The organism is Achromobacter sp. 1011791174 (assembly GCF_059760925.1).
Genome location: NZ_JCBANH010000035.1, coordinates 41415 through 58036, shown reverse-complemented (window position 1 = coordinate 58036; position 16622 = coordinate 41415). Strand labels below are relative to the sequence as shown.

General features: G+C 68.9%; 17 protein-coding genes. 9 read left to right on the top strand and 8 right to left on the bottom strand.

Features of this window, described 5'->3' with window-relative positions:
• Positions 1–26 precede the first annotated feature (26 nt).
• The 4 genes from AC6LJ5_RS14475 to apaG form a co-directional block, all read right to left on the bottom strand.
• Positions 27–827, bottom strand: coding sequence for a DsbC family protein (locus tag AC6LJ5_RS14475; protein ID WP_498140821.1), 801 nt, complete (start codon positions 825–827; stop codon positions 27–29).
• Between the two features lie 202 nt (positions 828–1029).
• Positions 1030–2199 carry a UbiH/UbiF family hydroxylase gene (locus AC6LJ5_RS14470; protein WP_103272145.1) on the bottom strand — a complete coding sequence of 390 codons (1170 nt, stop codon included), beginning with the start codon at positions 2197–2199 and terminating at the stop codon, positions 1030–1032.
• Positions 2196–3491 (bottom strand): murein transglycosylase A, encoded by a 1296-nt coding sequence (gene mltA / locus AC6LJ5_RS14465; RefSeq protein WP_103272144.1) that lies wholly within the window; start codon positions 3489–3491, stop codon positions 2196–2198. Before mltA ends, AC6LJ5_RS14470 begins: the two co-directional genes overlap by 4 nt.
• Positions 3492–3520: 29 nt before the next feature.
• Positions 3521–3895: a Co2+/Mg2+ efflux facilitator ApaG/CorD gene (gene apaG / locus AC6LJ5_RS14460; RefSeq protein ID WP_103272143.1), complete on the bottom strand. Its 375-nt coding sequence runs from the start codon at positions 3893–3895 to the stop codon at positions 3521–3523.
• A gap of 161 nt (positions 3896–4056) precedes the next feature.
• Here apaG and rpe point away from each other — a divergent pair, with 161 nt between their 5' ends.
• From rpe to trpC, 6 genes are all read left to right on the top strand, one after another.
• Positions 4057–4776, top strand: a complete 720-nt coding sequence (gene rpe / locus AC6LJ5_RS14455; protein ID WP_103272142.1) for a ribulose-phosphate 3-epimerase — start codon at positions 4057–4059, stop codon at positions 4774–4776.
• 17 nt (positions 4777–4793) lie between these two features.
• On the top strand, positions 4794–5522 hold the full coding sequence (locus tag AC6LJ5_RS14450) for a phosphoglycolate phosphatase (protein ID WP_103272141.1): 729 nt from the start codon (positions 4794–4796) through the stop codon (positions 5520–5522).
• 306 nt (positions 5523–5828) lie between these two features.
• On the top strand, positions 5829–7349 hold the full coding sequence (gene trpE, locus AC6LJ5_RS14445) for an anthranilate synthase component I (protein ID WP_498140820.1): 1521 nt from the start codon (positions 5829–5831) through the stop codon (positions 7347–7349).
• A gap of 61 nt (positions 7350–7410) precedes the next feature.
• Positions 7411–7977, top strand: coding sequence for an aminodeoxychorismate/anthranilate synthase component II (locus AC6LJ5_RS14440; RefSeq protein ID WP_498140819.1), 567 nt, complete (start codon positions 7411–7413; stop codon positions 7975–7977).
• 13 nt (positions 7978–7990) lie between these two features.
• Entirely contained in the window at positions 7991–9022 is a 1032-nt protein-coding gene (gene trpD, locus AC6LJ5_RS14435) for an anthranilate phosphoribosyltransferase (protein ID WP_103272138.1), read from the top strand.
• Positions 9023–9248: 226 nt separating this feature from the next.
• Positions 9249–10037, top strand: a complete 789-nt coding sequence (gene trpC, locus AC6LJ5_RS14430) for an indole-3-glycerol phosphate synthase TrpC (protein ID WP_103272137.1) — start codon at positions 9249–9251, stop codon at positions 10035–10037.
• A gap of 42 nt (positions 10038–10079) precedes the next feature.
• Here the strand turns inward: trpC and AC6LJ5_RS14425 are convergent, their stop codons facing one another.
• Positions 10080–11984, bottom strand: a complete 1905-nt coding sequence (locus AC6LJ5_RS14425) for a sigma-54-dependent Fis family transcriptional regulator (RefSeq protein ID WP_498140818.1) — start codon at positions 11982–11984, stop codon at positions 10080–10082.
• Positions 11985–12236: 252 nt separating this feature from the next.
• Here AC6LJ5_RS14425 and adh point away from each other — a divergent pair, with 252 nt between their 5' ends.
• A complete protein-coding gene (adh, locus tag AC6LJ5_RS14420) occupies positions 12237–13766 on the top strand; it encodes an aldehyde dehydrogenase (RefSeq protein ID WP_498140817.1) in 1530 nt (509 codons plus the stop codon).
• Between the two features lie 95 nt (positions 13767–13861).
• Entirely contained in the window at positions 13862–14239 is a 378-nt protein-coding gene (locus AC6LJ5_RS14415) for a DUF779 domain-containing protein (protein ID WP_103272134.1), read from the top strand.
• A gap of 62 nt (positions 14240–14301) precedes the next feature.
• Here the strand turns inward: AC6LJ5_RS14415 and AC6LJ5_RS14410 are convergent, their stop codons facing one another.
• The 3 genes from AC6LJ5_RS14410 to AC6LJ5_RS14400 form a co-directional block, all read right to left on the bottom strand.
• Positions 14302–14463, bottom strand: a complete 162-nt coding sequence (locus AC6LJ5_RS14410) for a hypothetical protein (protein ID WP_199770965.1) — start codon at positions 14461–14463, stop codon at positions 14302–14304.
• 82 nt (positions 14464–14545) lie between these two features.
• A complete protein-coding gene (locus AC6LJ5_RS14405) occupies positions 14546–15202 on the bottom strand; it encodes a 2-hydroxychromene-2-carboxylate isomerase (RefSeq protein ID WP_498140816.1) in 657 nt (218 codons plus the stop codon).
• Positions 15202–15396, bottom strand: a complete 195-nt coding sequence (locus AC6LJ5_RS14400; RefSeq protein WP_233772681.1) for a DUF2917 domain-containing protein — start codon at positions 15394–15396, stop codon at positions 15202–15204. The genes AC6LJ5_RS14405 and AC6LJ5_RS14400 overlap by 1 nt, the downstream gene beginning before the upstream one ends.
• Before the next feature lie 201 nt (positions 15397–15597).
• Here AC6LJ5_RS14400 and AC6LJ5_RS14395 point away from each other — a divergent pair, with 201 nt between their 5' ends.
• Positions 15598–16515 carry a LysR substrate-binding domain-containing protein gene (locus AC6LJ5_RS14395; RefSeq protein WP_212313711.1) on the top strand — a complete coding sequence of 306 codons (918 nt, stop codon included), beginning with the start codon at positions 15598–15600 and terminating at the stop codon, positions 16513–16515.
• Positions 16516–16622 lie beyond the last annotated feature (107 nt).

Here is a 16622-nt window from a genome sequence, read left to right as displayed (position 1 = left end):
CCCCCGGCCGGCGCGGGCGGGGCGGATCAGTTCAGGCGTTCTTTCAGTTGGTCCAGCGGCAGCGCGCCGCTGATGCGGGAACCGTCGGCGAAAAACAGCGTCGGCGTGCCACGCACCATCAGGCGCTGGCCCAGCGCCAGCAGCTTGGCCTCGGGCACGTCGCATTCGGCGGCGGCCGGCTTCTGGCCGCGCAGCATCCAGTCGTCCCAGGTCTTGCCCTGGTCCTTGGCGCACCAGACGTCGCGCACCTTGATCTTGGAATCGGGCGACAGGATCGGGTACAGGAACGTGTAGATGGTCACGTTGTCCACCGATTCCATGGTCTTGCGCAGCTGCTTGCAATAGCCGCAGTTCGGATCCTCGAAGATCGCGACCTTGCGCGAGCCGTCGCCCTTGACCTGTTTGATCGCCAGGTCCAGCGGCAGCTGGTCGAAGGTCACAGCACTGAGCTTTTCCTGGGATTCGCGGGTCACGTCGCGGCGCGTCATGGCGTCGATCAACGGACCTTCCATGACCCAGGTCACTTTTTCATCGGTGTAGATCAGATCCATGCCCAGCTGCACTTCGTACAGGCCATAGGGCGTGCGCCGCACGGCGGTCACGTCCATGCCGGAAAAGCGCTGGCGGAAGCGATCCTTCACCGCGTCGGCCACAGGGTCCGCGGGCGCCACCTGGGTCGTGGACACCACCTTGTCGCCCTTGCCGGCCTGGCCGGTGGTGACGGTGGACACGGACTTGTCTTCCTTGGCCAGGACCGGGGCCGACAGGCCCAGGCCGCCCACGGCCAGGAAACAAGCCGCCAACGCGGCCGAAACTCGGAAATTCATGGGGACTCCTGTGCAGATATGTCGATTTCTTGGCGGAAAGGGTAACCGATCCGCGTAGGGGCGCAGCGCCCGCAGAGCCATCAGACCGGGACGGGAAGGCGAGGTTCCACTCGCCTGCCAACCCGACCCCATTTTTCATCAGGTCGGACCCGTCCCAACCGTACTGCGACCGATGACCTCTGGCGCGCCCCTCTCAGGCAGGCTAGTTCTTCGATGCGCCCGCGATCAGATGCCGCTTGATCATCGGCGCGTGCTCGACCCAGCGCATGCCGGCGTTGCGCAGCCAGGCCAGCGGCGTGGCGCGCGCGGCGAACAGCTTGTGCAGGCCGTCGGTGGCCAGGCGCATGGCCAGCACCGGCTCGGCGCGGGCGCGCTGGTAACGGTGCAGCACCCGCAGGTCGCCCGCCTGGCGGTAGGGTTCGCGGCCGGCCACGGCCTCGACCAGCGCCTCGACGTCGCCCAGGCCCAGGTTCAGCCCCTGGCCCGCCAAAGGATGCAGGCGGTGCGCGGCGTCGCCCGCCAGCGCGATGCCCGGCGCCACCATCTGCGCGCGTTCCAGCGTCAGCGGAAAGCCATGCAGCTTGCTGCGCACCGTCAACTTGCCCAGCCGGCCCTCGGCCGCGTGCGCCAGCAGTCCTTCCAGCGCGGCGGCCTGCTCGCCCTGCGGCAAGGCCAGCAGCCGCGCCGCGGCCTCTTCGCGCATGGACCAGACCATCGACACCTGCGCGCCGTCGGACGTGTCCGGCAGCGGCAGCAGCGCCAGCACGCCGTCGTCGCGGAACCACTGAACGGCGGTGCCCTGGTGCGGCCGTTCGGCGTCCAGGTGCACCACCAGTCCAGTGTCCTTGTACGGCACCGCCTCGTGTTTGAGGCCAGCGGCCTCGCGCAGGGGCGAGGCCGCGCCGTCGGCGCCCACGAACAGCTCGGCGCGGATGCGGGCCCCGTTCTCCGTCTGGATCTCGCCGTTGGCGTAGCCCGCGCAGCGGTCCTCGATCCAGGGAATGCCGAACAGGCGCACGGCCTGGATCAGCACACGCTCGATCTCGCCCGATTCGACGATCCAGGCCAGCTGCGGCAGCGCCGCCTGCCAGGCGTTGAGATGGACCTCGCCGTCGGCGTCGCCGTGGATCTCCATGGCCTGTACCGGCGTCAGCCGGGCGGCGGGCATGGCGTCCCAGACGCCCAGGCCGGCCAGGAACCGCTGACTGGCCGGGGAGATCGCGTACACGCGCGGGTGGTAGTGGTCGGCTTCGGCCGCCGGCACCGAGGCGCGCGGGGCCAGCACGGCCACGCGCTGCCCGCGCCGGGCCAACGCCAGGGCGGTCGACAGGCCGACGATGCCGGCCCCGCAGACTACGATCTGATGAGTCATCGCGCGCTGGGCTCCCCTGCCTGTTTGGGCCACAGCAGCCACATCTGGCCGCGCTGCTTCATGCGGCCCGCCTGCTGCCCGGCTTCCTCGCCGTAGCCCCAATAGAAGTCGGCCCGCGCCGCGCCGCGGATGGCGGTGCCGGTGTCCTGGGCGAACACCAGCCGCTGCAACGGCCGGTCGGACGCGGGATACGTGGTGGCCAGGAACACCGGCGTGCCCAGAGGCACGAAACCGGCGTCCACCGCCACCGAACGCTGCGGCGCCAGGGCGATGCCGTAGGCGCCCTTGGGCCCCTGTTCCGGATCAACCACGGCTTCCTCGCGGAAGAACACCACAGCCGGGTTGGCATTGAGCATTTCCGGCACGCGCTTCGGGTTGCGCTGCGCCCAGGCGCGGATGTTCTGCATGGAGGCCTGATCGGCCGACAGCTCGCCCCGGTCGATCAGCCAGCGGCCGATGGACGCATAGGGCTGGCCGTTGTGATCGGCGTAGGCCACGCGGATGGTCTTGCCCGAATCGGGGCCGTCGGTCAGCAGCACGCGGCCCGAACCCTGCACCTGCAGGAAGAAGTTGTCCACCGGATCGTCCACCCACACCAGCACGGGCGGACGGCGGCCCGAGGCCTCGATGGCGGCGCGGGTGTCGTAGGGCACGACGCGCTTGCCGTCGAGCTTGCCGCGCACGCGCTTGCCGGCCAGTTCCGGATACACCGACCCCAGGTCGATGGTCAGCAGGTCCGCCGGCACGGTGTACAGCGGCCATTGATAGGCGCCGCCCTGCCGCCGCGAACCGCGCACCAGCGGCTCGTAATAGCCGGTGACGGTGTTCGTGGCCGGCTTGCCGTCGGCGGCGTTCAGCCGCCAGGGTTGCAGATAGGTTTGCAGGAAGCGGCGCACGCCCTCGCCGTCGCCCGCCGCCGGCGCGCGCGCCGGATCGGCCGCGGCCGCGCAGACCGGCTGCCAGGCGCGCGGCGTGGCGCGGGCCGGCGCGGCCAGGTTGCCGCTGGTGGGCCGCATCAGCCCGCGGCAATTGCGGATGAACAACGGCCAGAACTGCGACAGGTCGTCGTTGCTCCAGCCGGGCATCTCGGCCCAGGAAGCGGGCTTGAGCTTGCCGGCCAGCGCGCGCGGCGGCGTGTCCGCCAGCGCCGACAGCGACGGCACGCGCAGCGGGCCTTCGGCCGCGGGGGCCGATATGCCTGGGCCAGCGCCCGATTCAGGGGGGATTTCGGAGGTGGTGGTGCACGCGGCAAGCAGCGCCGACAGCACGGACAGACAGAGAATGCGCTTCATGGGCCAGAAAAAACAGTCGCCTCGCGGCGTCAGTGCAAGGTACGCGGCATCGCCAGGACGAATTCGGAAATCGGCACCTCGAACGGGATGCCGTTCTCGCCGACGCAATGATAGGTGCCGCGCATCGTGCCCACCGGGGTGGGCAGCGGGCAGCCGCTGGTGTATTCGAAGGTCTCGCCGGGCGCCAGCAGGGGCTGCTGCCCGACCACGCCCAGCCCGCGCACTTCCTGCACGCGCTGGTTGCCGTCGGTGATGATCCAGTGGCGGCTGATCACCTGGGCCGGGTGTTCGCCGGTGTTGGTGATGCGGACGGTATAGGCGAACACGAACTGGTGCTCGCCCGGATCGGACTGTTCGGGAACGAAGCGCGGAGAGACAGAGACGCTGAGGTCGTAAGGTTTCACAGTCCTTCCCTGTGTGGGGATGATGCACCCGGGGCGGCTCCTGGCGCCACGCCAGGGCGTTCCAGGACGCGCTGGCGGCGCGCTTGTCGGACAACCGCGGACGGACGCCGCCGCAAGGGCTTTTCCCGACTTCGCGCCCCAAACTGCAATAATGGCACATTATGCCCTCCCGCACCCCGAACGCCATGTCGAACGCCACCCGCATCACTCCCAGCATCCTGTCCGCCGACTTCGCCCGCCTGGGCGAGGAAGTGCGCGACGTCGTCGCCGCCGGCGCCGACTGGATCCACTTCGACGTGATGGACAACCACTACGTGCCCAACCTGACCATCGGCCCGATGGTCTGTGCGGCGATCCGCCCGCACGTGACGGTGCCCATCGACGTGCACCTCATGGTCGAGCCGGTGGACGAGCTGGTGCCCATGTTCGCCAAGGCCGGCGCCGACTACATCAGCTTCCACCCGGAGGCCAGCCGCCACGTGCACCGCACGCTGTCGCTGATCCGCGAGCAAGGCTGCAAGGCCGGACTGGTGTTCAACCCGGCCACGCCGCTGTCGCTGATGGACCACGTGATGGACAAGATCGACCTGGTGCTGCTCATGTCGGTGAACCCCGGCTTCGGCGGCCAGAGCTTCATCCCCAGCACCCTGGCCAAGCTGCGCGAGGCGCGCGCCCGGATCGACGCCTGGACCCAGGCCGGCGGCCAGCCGATAGCGCTGCAGGTCGACGGCGGGGTCAAGATCGACAACATCGCCGAGATCCGCCGCGCCGGCGCCGACACCTTCGTGGCCGGCTCGGCCATCTTCGGCAAGCCCGACTACCCCGGCATCATCAAGTCCATGCGCGAGCAGATCGCGCTGGGCGAGAGCCTGTCCGCCTGAGCCTCGGGAACAACGCCATGACCGCATTCCGCGCCGCGCTGCTGGACCTGGACGGCACCCTGCTGGACTCCATCCCCGATCTGGCCTGGGCCGCCAACGCCATGCGCGTGGAGCTGGGCATGGCGCCGCTGCGCGAGGACGTGGTGGCCACCTTCGTCGGCAAGGGCGTGGACAACCTGGTGCGCCGCAGCCTGGCCGGCAGCCTGGAGGCGGCCGAGCCGGACGCCGACGCCTTCGCCCATGCCCGCGAGATCTTCCACCGCCACTACCACGAGGTGAACGGCGAGAAGGCCACCGTCTACCCCGCCGTGATCGAGGGCCTGAAGCACCTGCGCGAGCAAGGACTGAAGCTGGCGGTGGTGACCAACAAACCCACCGAATTCACCCTTCCGCTCTTGCAGCGCGCCGGCCTGGCGGGCTTTTTCGACGCCGTGGTCTGCGGCGACACCTGCGCCCGGCGCAAGCCCGATCCGGATCAGGTGCTGCATGCCTGCGAGCTGCTGGGCGTGGCCCCGCGCGAGGCCGTGACCATCGGCGACTCCATCAACGACGCCCAGGCCGGGCGCAATGCCGGCACCCAGGTGCTGGTGGTGCCTTATGGCTACAACGAAGGTCGTGACGTGCGCGAGCTGGATGTCGATGGTATAGTGGACACGCTTGTCGACGCCGCCCGGTGGGTCGCGCTCTGGAATCAAAACAGGGACGCAGCTGAAATCCATCATGGCATCGCCGGGCCGCAAGCCTGATCGACAACGCAAAACCCTGCACAACGCAAGAACGCTCGCACAACACATGAACGTTTCCATCCAGAACCAAATGCTCGGCGCCTCGTGGCGCTGGTGGCGTTTGTCTTCCGGGTGGCGATGATTCCCTTCCCGGCCCTAGACGCGACGTAGCCGCCTAGCGCCGACACTGTGCAAGCACAGCGCCAAGCCCGGAACCAGTAACCTGGACCGGGCTTTTTTGTTGCGCGCCCGGTCCCGAATGCGAAACCCCGCGAAACCCCGCGAATACCGCGACACCCCCGCAAACCATCGCCGACGAGACCCGACATGACCGAAATCGAATTCAAAGCCCTCGCCGCCCAAGGCTACAACCGCATCCCGCTGGTGGCCGAGACCTATGCCGACCTGGACACGCCGCTGGGCATCTACCTGAAGCTGGCCCATGCCGGCCCCCAGGCCGGCCGCATGACCTGCCTGATGGAATCGGTGGTGGGCGGCGAGCGCTTCGGCCGCTATTCGTTCATCGGCCTGCCGGCGCGCACGGTGATCCGCGCCAGCGGCACGCGCACCGAGGTGCTGCACGACGGCAAGGTCAGCGAAACCCATGACGGCGACCCGCTGGCATTCATCGAGCAATACCAGGCGCGCTTCAAGGTCGCGCTGCGCCCCGGCATGCCGCGTTTCTGCGGCGGCCTGGCGGGCTATTTCGGCTACGACACGGTGCGCCACATCGAGCCCTGCCTGGGCCCGGCGGTCAAGCCCTTCCCGGCCGGCATGGAAGGCGGCACGCCGGACCTGATGCTGATGCACGTGGACGAGCTGGTCATCGTCGACAACCTGGCCGGCCGCATCTACCTGATGGTCTACGCCGACCCGGCCCAGCCCGAGGCCTACAGCCGCGCCCAGCAGCGCCTGCACGACCTGCGCGCGCGGCTGCGACGCCCGGTGGAAATCCCGTACAGCCACGCCAGCATGCAGACCGAGGAACGGCGCGATTTCAAGAAGGAAGACTATCTGGCGGCCGTGCACCGCGCCAAGGAACACATCGCCGCCGGCGATCTGATGCAGGTCCAGGTCGGCCAGGTCATCGCCAAGCCCTTCCGCGATTCGCCCCTCTCCCTCTACCGCGCCCTGCGGTCCCTCAATCCCTCCCCCTACATGTATTTCTGGAACTTCGGCGACTTCCAGGTCGTGGGCGCCTCGCCCGAGATCCTGGTGCGCCAGGAGCGCATCGTCGACAACGGCGTACCGAAGTCCCAGATCACCATCCGCCCGCTGGCCGGCACCCGCAAGCGCGGCGCCACGCCGGAAGAGGACGCGGCGCTGGCGGCCGAACTGAAGGCCGATCCCAAGGAAGTGGCCGAGCACGTCATGCTGATCGACCTGGCGCGCAATGACGTCGGCCGCGTGGCCGAGGTGGGCTCGGTCAAGGTCAGCGACACCATGGTGATCGAACGCTACTCGCACGTGATGCACCTGGTGTCCAACGTCACCGGCACCCTCAATCCCGGCATGAGCAGCATGGACGTGCTGCGCGCCTCCTTCCCCGCCGGCACGCTGACCGGCGCGCCCAAGGTCGAGGCCATGAAGCTCATCGACGAACTGGAACCGGTGCGCCGCGGCATCTACGGCGGCGCGGCCGGCTACCTGAGCTATGGCGGCGAGATGGACGTGGCCATCGCCATCCGCACCGGCGTGATCAAGGACGGCACGCTGTATGTGCAGGCCGCCGCCGGCATCGTCGCCGACTCCAATCCGGAAGCCGAATGGGCCGAGACCGAAGCCAAGGCCCGCGCCGTGCTGCGCGCGGCCGAGCAGGTGCAGCACGGCCTGGACGAACCCATCTGAGCGCGCCCCGACAACCGATACGACCAGCGGAGCCGGCCCCGGCTCCCCAGGAGAGAAGAACATGCTGCTGATGATCGACAACTACGATTCGTTTACCTACAACCTGGTGCAGTACTTCGGCGAACTGGGCGAGGACGTGCGCGTCGCGCGCAACGACCAGATCACGCTGGAGGAGATCGCCGCGCTCAACCCCGACCGCATCTGCGTGTCGCCCGGCCCCTGCTCGCCGGCCGAGGCCGGCATCTCGGTGCCCGTGATCCAGGCCTACGCCGGCAAGAAGCCCATCCTGGGCGTGTGCCTGGGCCATCAGGCGATCGGCGCGGCTTTCGGCGGCGACATCGTGCGCGCCCAGCAGATCATGCACGGCAAGACCGTCCGCATCTCGCACACCGGCACCGACATCTTCACCGGCCTGCCCACGCCCTACACGGTGATCCGATACAACTCTCTGACCATAGACCCGGCCACGCTGCCCGACTGCCTGGCCGTCACGGCCACGGCGCCCGACGGCGACATCATGGGCGTGCGCCACAAGACCCTGCCGCTATACGGCGTGCAGTTCCATCCCGAGTCCGTGCTCAGCGAGCACGGCCACGCGCTGCTGCGCAATTTCCTGAACCTCGCCTGAAGAAGGACGCATCGTGACCATTTCCGCCGCCGAAGCGCTCACGCGCTGTATCGAACACCGCGAAATCTTCCATGACGAGATGCTGCATCTCATGCGCATGCTGATGCGCGGCGAGATGTCGCCGCAGATCGCCAGCGCCCTGCTGATGGGCCTGCGCGTCAAGAAGGAAACCATCGGCGAGATCACCGCCGCCGCGCAGGTCATGCGCGAATTCGCCACGCCCGTGGTCACGCCCAATCCGGCCGACCTGCTCGACATGTGCGGCACGGGCGGCGACGGCAGCCACACCTTCAACATCTCCACCACGTCCATGTTCGTGGCCGCCGCCGCCGGCGTGCCCATCGCCAAGCACGGCAACCGCAGCGCCTCCTCGTCCAGCGGCAGCGCCGATGTGCTGGAAGCCCTGGGCGCCAACCTGACGCTGTCGCCCGAGCAGGTGGCCGAATGCATCCAGGCCACCGGCATCGGCTTCATGTTCGCGCCCGCCCACCACGGCGCCATGAAGAACGTGGCCGCCGTGCGCAAGGAACTGGCCGTGCGCACCATCTTCAACATCCTGGGCCCGCTGACCAACCCGGCCGGCGCCGCCAACCAGCTGATGGGCGTGTTCCACGCCGACCTGGTCGGCATCCAGGTGCGCGTGCTGGAGCGCCTGGGCTCGCGCCATGTGCTGGTGGTGCATGGCAAGGATGGCATGGACGAGGCCTCGCTGGGCGCGGCCACGCTGGTGGGCGAACTCAAGGACGGCAAAGTCTCGGAATATGAGATCCATCCCGAGGACTACGGCCTGTCCATGATGTCGAACCGCAGCATCAAGGTATCCAATCGCGAGGAATCGCGTGCGCTTGTCATCGAGGCGCTGGACAATGCCGAGGGCGCCGCCCGTGATATCGTCGCGCTCAACGCGGGTCTGGCCATCTATGCCGGTAACAAAGCCGGTTCCATTCCCGAAGCCTTGGCGCTAGCATTCGAAATGATCGCCACCGGCGCCGCACGCGCCAAGCTAGAAGAATTCTGCGCATACACCCGGAAATTCCAAAAATGACACAGGCCCACCCCCGAAGCGCTGCGCGCTTCCCCCTCAAGGGGGCACGCCTGCGGACCGGCAAAGCCGGCTCCGCGAGCGTGGGGCCCGCCCCCGACGCGCTCACGCGCTTTCCCCCTCACGGGGGCATGCCTGCGGACCGGCAAAGCCGGCTCCGCGGCATCCCTCTTGCACGGCCTGGGTTTCAGTTATTGCCGGTATTGCACCTGCATCATGGATCAATGAAATGAATGACATTCTCGCGAAAATTCTCGCCGTCAAGGCCGAGGAAGTCGCAGCCGCACGCCAGATGCGCAGCGAAGCCGAAGTCCTGCGCGAGGCGCAGGCCCGGCAGGACGTGCGCGGCTTCGCGCAATCCATCGAAGACAAGATCTCGCAAGGCAAGCCCGGCGTGATCGCCGAAATCAAGAAGGCCTCGCCGTCCAAGGGCGTGCTGCGCGAAACATTCAGCCCGGCCGAGATCGCCGCCTCGTATGCCGTGCACGGCGCGGCCTGCCTGTCGGTGCTGACCGACGTGCAGTTCTTCCAGGGCTCGCACGACCACCTGCGCCAGGCCCGCGCGGCCTGCTCCCTGCCGGTGCTGCGCAAGGACTTCGTGATCGACCCCTACCAGATCATCTCGGCCCGCGCCATGGGCGCCGACTGCGTGCTGCTGATCGTGGCCGCGCTCAGCCCCGGCCAGCTGCGCGAGATGGAAACGCTGGCGATGGAACTGGGCATGGACGTGCTGGTGGAAGTGCACGACGCCAAGGAACTTGAAGTCGCGCTTACGATGAAGACGCCGCTGCTGGGCATCAACAACCGCAACCTGCGCACCTTCGAGACCAGCCTGTCGAACACGCTGGACCTGCTGCCCCTGATTCCCGCCGGCAAGCGCGTCGTGACCGAAAGCGGCATCCTCAAGCCCGAGGATGTTCAGCTGATGCGCCAGCACAAGGTCGACGCCTTCCTGGTGGGCGAAGCCTTCATGCGCGCGCCCGATCCGGGCGCGGAACTGGCGCGGCTGATCCGCTGATCCCCTGCCCCCTGATCTCCAGCGGGCCCGGTCCCGGACAGCCTACGGCCGTTCGGCCCGGGCCGCTTCCAGCGCCGCCACGCGCCGGTACAGCGTGCTGCGGTGCACGCCCAGCACACGCGCCGCACGGCTGACATTGCCGCCATGCGCGGCCAGCGCCTCGCGGATGGCCGCGTCTGCCAAGGCCTGCAGGCTGGGCGGCGACGCCTCCTCGGGCTGGCGCGGCGCATGCCGCGCCGCATCAACGCCCCCGCGCTGGATCTCCTCCGGCAACATCGACAAGCCCGCCACGCCCGACGGGCCGGCCAGCACGCGCAACGTGCGCAGCACCGAGACCAGCTGCCGGTAATTGCCCGGCCAGGCGTAGCTGGCCAACGCCCGCTCGACCACGGGCGGCAACGCCGTCGCCGCGCCCTGCGCGTTCCAGAGCGTGCGCAGCAGCTCGCGCAGGTCCGTCCGCTCGCGCAGCGGCCCCAGCGTCACCGTGTATTCGGCGATGCGGAAATACAGGTCCGGCCGCACCGGCGCATCCGCGCCCTCGTGCGCCAGCGGGCGATGCGTGGCGCACAGCAGCGCGAAATCCACCGGCACCGGCCGCGCCCCGCCCAGCGGCGATACCTCGCGCTCCTGCAGCACGCGCAACAGGCGCGACTGCAAGGCCAGCGGCATGTCGCCGATCTCGTCCAGGAACAGCACGCCCCCATGCGCCTGCCGCAGCAGCCCCTTGCTGCCCTGGCGGCGCGCGCCGGTGAAGGCCCCGTCTTCATAGCCGAAGAGTTCGGATTCGATCAGGCTTTCAGGCAGCGCCGCGCAGTTCACCGCCACGAACGGCCCGGCGGCGCGCCGGCTGCGCGCATGCATCTGGCGCGCGAACACTTCCTTGCCCGCGCCGGTTTCGCCCTGCAGCAGAATGGAGACGCCGGCATCCATCAGGTGCACAGATCGACCCAGCGCGTCCAGCGCCGCCGCGTCCAGGCTGACGGCGGCTGGCGCGGGCGCGACGGCGCGGGGCTGACTGCGTTCAGGCGCCGGCACGACGCGCGGCGCGGGCGACGGCGGCAGGCTCAGCCGCGCGTGATAGACGGCGCCGTTGCGCGCCTGCACCCGGCCCGTGGCATCGGGCGCGTGCGTCAGCGCGTCTTCGAACAGGTCTTCATGGCGATACACGCCCAGCGCCGTGGCCGAGAGTTCCAGCGCCCGCAGCGCCAGCCGGTTGGCCCCGACCAGCAGGTCGCCCCGGAAGGCCAGCAGCGCCTCGCCCGGCGCCCCCAGCCCGGCCGGATCGGCATGCAGGCGCAGCACGGTGTCGCGCTCGTGCGCCTGCGCGAACAGGCGATGTTCGATCTGGTCCACGGCGGCACGCACCAGGGCCAGCGCATCGGGCCGGATGCCGCCCGCCAGGCTGGACAGGTCCAGCACGCCCAGGATCCGTCCCTGGCTGTCGCACACCGGCACCGCCGCGCAGGTCAGGATGCGGTTGGGCTCGAAATAGTGCTCGGCCCCGTGCACGACGATGGAACGGCCCTCGACCAGCGCCGTGCCGATGGCATTGGTGCCAGCCGCGGCCTCGTCCCAGGGAGAGCCGGGCATCAGGGCGATGCGCGATGCGCGCTGGGCGAAATCCAGGTCGCCGCCGCAATCCAGCACCAGGCCGCGCGAATCGGACAGGATCACCAGGCCGCCCTGCCCGTGCGCACGCTTGCGCAGCTCGGCCATGACAGGATCGGACATGCGGCGCAGCGCCTCGTTGCGCTCGCGGGCCTCGCGCAGCTCGGCCTGGGTCAGCGGCTCGGCGGGGCGCAGGCCGCGCATGTCGAAACCCAGGTCGGCGCAGCGCCGCCACGAACGCAGGATCGGCTCGGCGACCATGCCGCCGGGCACCGCGCCCTGCTGATTGAACAGCAGGCGCGCTTGCGTCAGCGACTGCCGACGGGTCTGGATGGCCATGCATGTCTCCTTGAGCGGCGTTCTGCGACACCTGTTGCGCGACGTTGTCGCAAAACGCGACAGCGCCGGGACGGACTTGCGCCGTCCGCGCCTGCGGGAGGCGCGCGCAAGCCTACTTTCGCACGCGGTCCGCGCGCTTGTCCAGCCGCGTCCCCGGTTGGCACGCGGATTGCTTGAGAGCATGCAGGCAGGCTGCCGCCGCCATTCCCGCTGCATCAACCCGCTGCATAAAAACACTTACGGAGACTAGCAATGGACATCGCGACCCGCGTCACCCCCGACACCTATGGCACGCGCATCGACATCAAGCCGCAGTACGACAATTTCATCGACGGACGCTGGCAGAAGCCGGCTGACGGCGAATACTTCGACAACCTCACCCCGGTCACCGGCCAGCTGCTGACGCGCAACGCCCGCTCCAAGGAGCGCGACATCGAGATGGCGCTGGACGTCGCGCACCGCGCCGCGCCCAAGTGGGCCGCCACCGCGCCGGCCGAGCGCGCGCGCATGCTGCTGCGCATCGCCGACGCGATGGAAGCCAACCTGGAGCGCCTGGCCACGGCCGAGACCTGGGACAACGGCAAGCCCATCCGCGAGGCCCGCGCCGCCGACATCCCGCTGGCGATCGACCATTTCCGCTACTTCGCCTCGGCCATCCGCAGCCAGGAGGGAGGGCTGTCCGAGATCGATCACGACACGGTGGCCTATCACTTCAACGAGCCGCTGGGCGTGGTCGGGCAGATCATCCCGTGGAACTTCCCCATCCTGATGGCCGCGTGGAAGCTCGCCCCGGCGCTCGCCGCCGGCAACTGCGTGGTGCTCAAGCCGGCCGAGCAGACGCCGCTGGGCATCATGCTGCTGGCCGAGCTGGTCGCCGACATCCTGCCGCCGGGCGTGCTCAATGTCGTCACCGGCTTCGGCCTGGAAGCGGGCAAGCCGCTGGCCTCCAGCAAGCGCATCGCCAAGATCGCCTTCACCGGCGAGACCACCACCGGCCGCCTCATCATGCAGTACGCGTCGCAGAACATCATCCCGGTGACGCTGGAACTGGGCGGCAAGTCGCCCAACATCTTCTTCGACAACGTCGCCGCCGAGGACGACGACTTCTTCGACAAGGCCGTCGAAGGCTTCGTGATGTTCGCGCTCAACCAGGGCGAGGTCTGCACCTGCCCCAGCCGAGCGCTGATCCAGGAATCAATCTACGAGAAGTTCATGGAGCGCGCGCTCAAGCGCGTGGCGGCGATCAAGCAAGGCAATCCGCTGGACGCCGACACCATGCTGGGCGCGCAGGCGTCGAGCGAGCAGCTGGAAAAAATCCTGTCCTACCTGGACATCGGCAAGCAGGAAGGCGCGCAGGTGCTGGCCGGCGGCGCGCGCGCGCAGCTGGCGGGCGCGCTGGAGCACGGCTACTTCGTGCAGCCCACGGTGTTCAAGGGCCACAACAAGATGCGCATCTTCCAGGAAGAGATCTTCGGCCCGGTGGTGGCCGTGACCACCTTCAAGGACGCCGAGGACGCGCTCAGCCAGGCCAACGACACGCTCTACGGACTGGGCGCGGGCGTCTGGTCGCGCGACATCAACACCTGCTACCGCATGGGCCGCGGCATCAAGGCCGGCCGCGTCTGGACCAACTGCTACCACGCCTATCCGGCGCACGCGGCGTTCGGCGGCTACAAGCAATCCGGCATCGGGCGCGAGAACCACAAGATGATGCTCAACCACTACCAGCAGACCAAGAACCTGCTGGTGAGCTACTCGCCAAAGAAGCTGGGCTTCTTCTGATCCGGCGACAGCGGCGGCGGCGTCGCGGCCGCCGCCCGCCCGGTCCAAGGCAAGCGCCGCGGACCGGGTCCGCAACGCGCGACCGGAGACACGCCATGCCCGAAGCCACGCCGCGCGTGGTCGCCACCGACGCGGCCCGCGACCTGATCGCCACGCTGCGGGCCAAGCACGGCCCGCTGATGTTTCACCAGTCCGGCGGCTGCTGCGATGGCAGCTCGCCCATGTGCTACGCGCTGGGCGAATTCATGGTGGGCGGCGCCGACGTGCTGCTGGGCGACCTGGAAGGCTGCCCGTTCTACATGGGCGAGGACCAGTTCGCCTACTGGGAGCACACCCAGCTCATCATCGACGCCGTGCCCGGCCGCGGCGGCGCCTTCTCGCTGGACAGCGCCGAGGGCCGGCGCTTCCTGCTGCGCTCGCGGCTGTACTCGGACGAGGAATGGGCGAACGTGGCGCCGGTGGGCCGCGGCTGAGAACCGGTTCCGCGACCGCTCAAGGCCAATCGCGCAGCCGTGAAACAGGGAGTCGGGCCCAATCAGCTGCCGCCCCGCCCCTGCTTGCCCGGCGGCACGGCATCGGCGGACCCGGACTGCTTCCACTGGAACGCGACGCGACGGATGCGCGCGGCGCGGAATTGGGTGAACGAACGGCCGCCCGGCATGGGCGCGCCGCGCAAGGGACTGCTGGAGTTCTTCATTGCTAGGCTGAAGGGGTGGGAAAAAGCGGTGGGCGCGGCCTTGTTCAAGCGCGTGGCGCGGCCATCAAGCGGTTGAACGGCCTCAGGCCGACGCGGCGACGCGGGCCGTGGCGCGGGCGGCCGCAGGGCCCTGCTGCGCCCACTCCAGCGCATCCTCGAGCCGGTCGTTGCCCCAGAACATCTCGTCGCCGACGAAGAAGGTGGGCGCGCCGAACAGGCCCAGATTGCGGGCGCGGTCGACCTGGCGGCGCAACGATTCCTTGACCGCCTCGGTCTTGGCGCGCGCGATCAGCGCGTCCGCGTCCAGCGCCAGGTCGCGCAGCAGGTCATGGACCACATCCTCGGCCTGGATGTCCAGGTCGTGCTGGAAATTGGCGCGGAACACGGCCAGGCAGAAATCGCGCCCCCAGGATTCATCCTGTCCCATCAGCGCGATGCGCGCCGGCAGCACGCTCATGCGCGGGAACAGGCGCGGACGGCGGTAGATCACGCCGTACTTGTCGGCCAGGCGCGCGATGTCGCGCATCATGTAGGCGCCCTTGCCCGGAAACAGCCGGAACGGCGTGTCGTTCCAGCCCTGGGCCTGGAAGATCGGGCCGAGCAGGAAGGGCCGCAGCTCCACGCGCACCCCGGCCTCGCGCGCCAGGTCCTCGATGCGCTCGATCGCCAGGTAGCTGTACGGGCTGGCGAAATCGAACCACATCTGCATGCGCGGCATATCGGGCTGGGGAACATTCATCACGGGGCTCCGGCGACCTGAATTAGCGCGACCTGCGCATCCGGCAGGCCGCTGAGGACGACATCGCGATCGCTGCCCACGGTGATGGCCTCTCCCGCATGCAGCACGCTGTCGTCGGGTTGGCGGTATTCGGACACCCAAAGCGTGCCGACGTGGCACACGATGCGCAGGCCCGAAGCGCGTCTGAGCAGCATAGTCGAACGCCCGGCCAAACGGAATGACATTCCCGCAGTGCAACATAACTGGATCATGACGCCCCCTTGCCGCGGCAACGGCTATCGCGGCGGGAACCCTCGCATGAAATACAACGGAACCCATCGTCTGAGTCATATTGGACGCTTCAGGCGTTATAGTGCTCAAGCGATATTTCGGCCCCTTACGCATGAGTCTCAGGAATGTCATACCCACTGGCCAAACTGCCCCCGCTTGATCTGGTCCGAGGCTTCGTGGCCGTGGGGCGGCGCATGAGCATCACGCTGGCCGCCGAGGACCTGCATGTGACCCAGTCCGCCGTCAGCCGCCAGATTCGGGCGCTGGAGGCGCACCTGGGCGTGCCGCTGCTGGTGCGCGGCTTTCGCAGCGTGTCCTTCACGTCGGAAGGCGCTCGGCTGTTCCGCATGGCCGATATCTGGCTGGCCCAGCTCGGCGACCTGACCGAGCAGCTGCGCGCGCCCGAGCGCCGCACCCCGGTCACCGTCACCACCACCATCGGCGTGGCCTCGCTGTGGCTGCTGCCGCGCCTGGGCGACTTCCAGGCGGCGCACCCGGACATCGATGTGCGCGTGGCGGCCGACAACCGGGTCATCGACATCGACCGCGAAAGCGTGGACATCGCCATCCGCTACAGTCTGCGCGACACCGTGCCCGACGGCGCCGCCTGGATGTTCGGCGAATCGGTGGTGCCGGTGGCGCACCCCACGCTGGACGTGCGCGGCCTGGACGCGCGCGAACTGCAGCGCCACGTGCTGCTGGAATTCGACGACCCGAGCCGGCCCTGGCTGCAATGGTCCGAATGGCTCAGCGCGCGCGGCCTGTCGCGCGTGCGGCCCAAGGGCATGCTGCGCTTCAACCAGTACGACCAGATCGTGCACGCGGCCCTGGCCGGCCACGGCATCGCGCTGGGCCGCCTGGCGCTGATCGCGCCCATGCTGGCCGATCGCCGGCTGGCGGCCGTGGGCGGACAACCGGCCAGCGCCACCGAACACGCCTACTGGCTGGTCCGCAACGCGCGCCGCAGCACGCCCGACGCCGACGTGGTGACGCGCTGGCTGACGGAGCAGGCGGCGGCCACGGCGCGCGGATTGGGGGACTGATTACCCTGGCGGCCCATGAGGACAAATTTATACAGAACTTTATAAAGACCGGCCGCGACTTCGCTAGAATGCCGTCGGCCTGCAGCGAAACGCCTCCGCAATGATGC

What these genes read in the sequence shown, in the direction of transcription:
- rpe (WP_103272142.1), top strand. Translation starts at nt 4,057, where the DNA reads ATGCCCTCCCGCACCCCGAACGCCATGTCGAACGCCACCCGCATCACT.
- AC6LJ5_RS14475 (WP_498140821.1), bottom strand. Translation starts at nt 827, where the DNA reads ATGAATTTCCGAGTTTCGGCCGCGTTGGCGGCTTGTTTCCTGGCCGTG.
- AC6LJ5_RS14405 (WP_498140816.1), bottom strand. Translation starts at nt 15,202, where the DNA reads ATGAATGTTCCCCAGCCCGATATGCCGCGCATGCAGATGTGGTTCGAT.
- AC6LJ5_RS14415 (WP_103272134.1), top strand. Translation starts at nt 13,862, where the DNA reads ATGCCCGAAGCCACGCCGCGCGTGGTCGCCACCGACGCGGCCCGCGAC.
- adh (WP_498140817.1), top strand. Translation starts at nt 12,237, where the DNA reads ATGGACATCGCGACCCGCGTCACCCCCGACACCTATGGCACGCGCATC.
- AC6LJ5_RS14470 (WP_103272145.1), bottom strand. Translation starts at nt 2,199, where the DNA reads ATGACTCATCAGATCGTAGTCTGCGGGGCCGGCATCGTCGGCCTGTCG.
- AC6LJ5_RS14395 (WP_212313711.1), top strand. Translation starts at nt 15,598, where the DNA reads ATGTCATACCCACTGGCCAAACTGCCCCCGCTTGATCTGGTCCGAGGC.
- AC6LJ5_RS14440 (WP_498140819.1), top strand. Translation starts at nt 7,411, where the DNA reads ATGCTGCTGATGATCGACAACTACGATTCGTTTACCTACAACCTGGTG.
- AC6LJ5_RS14400 (WP_233772681.1), bottom strand. Translation starts at nt 15,396, where the DNA reads ATGCTGCTCAGACGCGCTTCGGGCCTGCGCATCGTGTGCCACGTCGGC.
- trpE (WP_498140820.1), top strand. Translation starts at nt 5,829, where the DNA reads ATGACCGAAATCGAATTCAAAGCCCTCGCCGCCCAAGGCTACAACCGC.
- trpC (WP_103272137.1), top strand. Translation starts at nt 9,249, where the DNA reads ATGAATGACATTCTCGCGAAAATTCTCGCCGTCAAGGCCGAGGAAGTC.
- AC6LJ5_RS14410 (WP_199770965.1), bottom strand. Translation starts at nt 14,463, where the DNA reads ATGAAGAACTCCAGCAGTCCCTTGCGCGGCGCGCCCATGCCGGGCGGC.
- AC6LJ5_RS14425 (WP_498140818.1), bottom strand. Translation starts at nt 11,984, where the DNA reads ATGGCCATCCAGACCCGTCGGCAGTCGCTGACGCAAGCGCGCCTGCTG.
- mltA (WP_103272144.1), bottom strand. Translation starts at nt 3,491, where the DNA reads ATGAAGCGCATTCTCTGTCTGTCCGTGCTGTCGGCGCTGCTTGCCGCG.
- AC6LJ5_RS14450 (WP_103272141.1), top strand. Translation starts at nt 4,794, where the DNA reads ATGACCGCATTCCGCGCCGCGCTGCTGGACCTGGACGGCACCCTGCTG.